Raw genomic sequence first — 3,523 nt, 5'->3', positions numbered from 1 at the left:
GGGCGGCCGGCAGGGCGGCGATGGCGTCGCGCAGCGGGCCCTGCATGCCCGGGTCGTTGAACATGGCCTGCAGCTTGGCGACGAAGGGCGAGGTCTGGTCGTACTGCATGGCGATCATGCTGCGGCCGTCATGCTGGCCGCTGCCGGCCAGTTCGGCGATGCGTTCGGCGCGCTCGGGGTAGTACCAGGAACTGGACAGCTGCATGCCGTAGCCCGGTTGCACGCTGCGCTGGTTGGCGCTGCCCAGCCAGCCCTGCGGCGGGTCCTGGTCGTAGGGGTGGAGCATCGGGTCGGCGAAACCGTCCCAGGCGTAGCGTGCGTCCCAGCCGGGCGAGGGCAGCAGGCCGCGGCCCTCGCGGCGGTTCGGGAAGCGCCCGGTGACCTGCCAGCCGATGTGCTGGGCGTCGGCGAAGACGATGTTCAGCGGCATGGCGCGGATCTCGCGGGTGGCCTCGAAGGCCGCGTCCACCGACTGCGCGCGGGACAGGTCGAAGAAGGCATCGAGGCTGGCGTCGCGCTCGAACTGGGTGGTCTTCAGCGCCAGGCCGTAGCCGCTCTCCAGGCGCATCGGTTGCAGCGCGTGCTTGCGCTCGCCCAGCACCGAGTTCAGCAGCGGGCCGTTGCGGGTCTCGTAGAGCGTCTCGCGGATCGGCCTCTGGCCCTTGATAAAGAAGGTCTCCTGGCGCTCGCCGGCCGGCAGCCACTGGCCGTCGGCCAGGTACAGCAGGCGGCCGCCCTCGCGCTTGACCCGTTCGAGGAACAGGTCCTGGTTGTCGCCCATGACCATGGTCATGCCCCAGGCCAGCTTGCCGTTGTAGCCGGCGACCACGGCCGGCACGCCGGCCAGCGAGATGCCGGCCGCCTGGTACTTGGGCGAGCGGATCTGCACGAAATTCCACAGCGACGGCATCGCCAGCGGCAGGTGGGTGTCGTTGGCCAGCAGGCTCTTGCCGCCGCGCGTACGCTCGGGGGCGATGGCCCAGTTGTTCGAGGCGGCGACGCCAAGCATGTGCTGCGCGGCGATCTGCGCCGCGGCCTGGCCGACGGCCTGCAGGCCGGGTAGCTGGCCCTTGAGGTCGAGGCCGGCGAGCTTCTGCGCTTCGTCGAACGGCAGCGCCTCGTCGGGGTAGATCGGCAGCAACCAGGGCAGCTGGTCGGCGCCGACCTGCTGGGCCATGACCAGCGCGGCGATCTCCTCCTGCAGATTGACCGCCAGGCCGAAGTTGAGCAGGCAGAACAGCAGCACCGAGTCTTCCGGCTTCCAGTAGGCCGGCCGGTAGCCGGACTCGGCCAGGTCCATCGGCAGGCGCTCGCGGTAGCGGAACATGTAGGCGTTGACGCCGCGCGCGTAGACCTCGAAGAAGCGTTTCAGCCGCGGCGAGGCGCCGGCATAGAGCTCCTCGGCGCTGCGCTTGAGGTTCACCGCGCGCATGAACCTGTCCATCTCCAGCACGCCGGGGCCGGCCATTTCCGCCAGGCGCCCTTCGGCCAGCAGGCGCATGCCGACCATCTGGCTGAGGCGGTCGCCGGCATGCACGTAGCCCAGGGCGAACAGCGCATCGTGGAAGGTGCCCGACTCGATCAGCGGCATGCCGAGGGCGTTGCGACGGATCGAGGCGCTTTCCGCCAGGCCCTGGATGCGTTCCACGCCGCGCGTCGGCGGCACGCTGTCGGCATAGCGACTGTTGAGCAGGGACTGGCAGCCGGCGAGGCCGGTCAGCGAAGCGGCAAGGGTCAGGCAGGCCAGCGTGCGCATGGCGAAATTCCTTGGCAGGCAATAGGTCGGGTGGCGGCGGCTGCGCGCGACGGGCCGATCGCTGCCGATCGGCCATGAAGTCGCCACGGTAATGAGGGGCGCAGAGCCTGGCAAGAGGGGGTCAGGCGTTTCGCCGAGCGCTCTTCAGCCCTTCGTCGAGCAACCAGCGGGCGGCCGTACGGGCGGCGGCCTTGTGCTGCAGCTCGAGCTCGTTGAAGCGCTTCTCGAAGCGCCGCCGCTCGTGCTTGTCCAGCGCCTTCCAGGCACCATGGGTGGGCACCTCGGCGGTGGCTTCGAACAGCAGGTGGAACACCTGGCAACGGCTGTCGCGGCTCAGTTCGCTGTCGTAGTTGTCCAGCAGCACCTTGATGCGGATGGCGCCTTCGATCAGCGGCAATTGCTCGTCGAGCAGGCTGCCGGCGAGAATCGTCAGGTCGCCGCCGAGGCGCTGCTGGCGCTCCTGCTGGGCGGCGGCCTGGCTGCGTTGCTGCGCCCAGACGCGGCGCCAGAGATGCCAGGCATAGGCGGCCAGAGCCGCGATCAGCAGCAGACCGGCGAGCAGCAGGGCGAGGGTCGGCGCATTCATCGGGGCTTCAGGCGCCGTGGCATTTCTTGAACTTCTTCTGGCTGCCGCAGGGGCAAGGGTCGTTGCGGCCGACGTCCTTCAGCGCGTTGCGCACTGGCTCCTGATGGCCGTGGTTGCAATGCGGGCCGTGGACGTGGTCATGATCGTGATGATGGTCGTGATCGTGGTTGCAGTCGGGGCCGTGGACGTGGGGTTGGTTGCTCATGGCGGTTACTCCGGGATGAAATCGCCGGGAATTATCTCGCCATTGCGCGACATGTGCACGCTGCGTCCGAACAACATGCCGGTTTTCACTTCGCCCTGCAGGCGATAGCGGATCGGCTCGTCGGGTTTCTCCAGCATCTTCACGATCTGCCGCACGTGGCGCCAGAGGTTGGTGCGCACCGGCACCTCGAAGGTGTGGTGGCCGTGCGCGGGCACGGTGAACCACTCGTTGGAATAGCCCTCGGCGAGTTTCATCTCGTTGAGGTGCACGGCGTAGTCGAGGCCGCGCACCGGCAGGCTGACGCCGTTGGGATTGTCGATGCGAAAACGCAGGCGGAACTCCTGTTCGAGCAGCCTGGCCTTGATTACATCAACTTTGATGAGCTGGACGTCCGGGTCCTTGAAACCACCTGTCATCCAGGTGGAGCATCCTGCGAGGCCCAAAAACATCAATAGGCTGATAATTCTTATCGTTTGCGCCTGAGAAAGCATGTCATACCCCCAATAACGCCCCCAGTGTAACAAGCAACCGCTCGGCTGCAACCTGGGCACTCCATCATTATTTTTTGCCGCGAGGTTGCCGCAGGTTTCTGCCCAAGTCGGCCGAAAAGCGGTGGATGAGACGCCTGCGGTGTTAGCGTCAAAAAACCTGCGCCATACTGAGGGCCGAATAGGACAGGAGTGTGACCATGAGTCGCTACGAGATCGCCTTCTCCGGGCAACTGGTGCCGGGCGCCCAACCGGAGCTGGTCAAGGCCAATCTGGCCAAGCTGTTCCAGGCCGATGCCCAGCGCATCGCCCAGTTGTTTTCCGGGCGGCGCATCGTGATCAAGAACAACCTCGATGCCGCCGGGGCGGAGAAGTATCGCGCCACCCTGGAGCGCGCCGGCGCGCGGGTCGAGGTGGTGGCTATGGACCGGCCGGTGGAGGAGGTGGAACTGGCGCCGCCGCCCGCCGCCGAGCCTGCGCCTGCAGCA

Annotated in this window: 4 protein-coding genes and 1 pseudogene; 1 reads left to right on the top strand and 4 read right to left on the bottom strand. The window is 67.2% G+C overall.

The window, feature by feature from the left end; all coding sequences use genetic code 11:
• From N878_RS15330 to N878_RS15315, 4 genes are all read right to left on the bottom strand, one after another.
• On the bottom strand, window positions 1-1,756 hold a 1,756-nt coding region (locus N878_RS15330; protein WP_021444500.1), incomplete at its 3' end, for a penicillin acylase family protein.
• A 121-nt stretch (window positions 1,757-1,877) separates the two neighbouring features.
• Window positions 1,878-2,342 carry a DUF2489 domain-containing protein gene (locus tag N878_RS15325; RefSeq protein WP_021444499.1) on the bottom strand — a complete coding sequence of 155 codons (465 nt, stop codon included), beginning with the start codon at window positions 2,340-2,342 and terminating at the stop codon, window positions 1,878-1,880.
• A 7-nt stretch (window positions 2,343-2,349) separates the two neighbouring features.
• Entirely contained in the window at window positions 2,350-2,547 is a 198-nt protein-coding gene (locus N878_RS15320) for an SEC-C metal-binding domain-containing protein (RefSeq protein ID WP_021444498.1), read from the bottom strand.
• Window positions 2,548-2,552: 5 nt separating this feature from the next.
• Complete coding sequence (locus N878_RS15315; RefSeq protein WP_031303250.1) at window positions 2,553-3,038, bottom strand: LEA type 2 family protein; 486 nt, start codon at window positions 3,036-3,038, stop codon at window positions 2,553-2,555.
• A 197-nt stretch (window positions 3,039-3,235) separates the two neighbouring features.
• On the opposite strand from N878_RS15315, the pseudogene N878_RS15310 reads away from it, so the two are divergent.
• Window positions 3,236-3,523 (top strand): annotated as a pseudogene (locus N878_RS15310) (hypothetical protein); the annotation flags it as partial.

The sequence above is a fragment of the Pseudomonas sp. EGD-AK9 genome, assembly GCF_000465935.2.
Lineage (GTDB): Bacteria > Pseudomonadota > Gammaproteobacteria > Pseudomonadales > Pseudomonadaceae > Aquipseudomonas.
Note: the sequence above shows the minus strand (reverse complement) of the source record. Positions and strands in the feature narration are given on the sequence as shown.

What these genes read in the sequence shown, in the direction of transcription:
- N878_RS15325 (WP_021444499.1), bottom strand. Translation starts at nt 2,342, where the DNA reads ATGAATGCGCCGACCCTCGCCCTGCTGCTCGCCGGTCTGCTGCTGATC.
- N878_RS15320 (WP_021444498.1), bottom strand. Translation starts at nt 2,547, where the DNA reads ATGAGCAACCAACCCCACGTCCACGGCCCCGACTGCAACCACGATCAC.
- N878_RS15315 (WP_031303250.1), bottom strand. Translation starts at nt 3,038, where the DNA reads ATGCTTTCTCAGGCGCAAACGATAAGAATTATCAGCCTATTGATGTTT.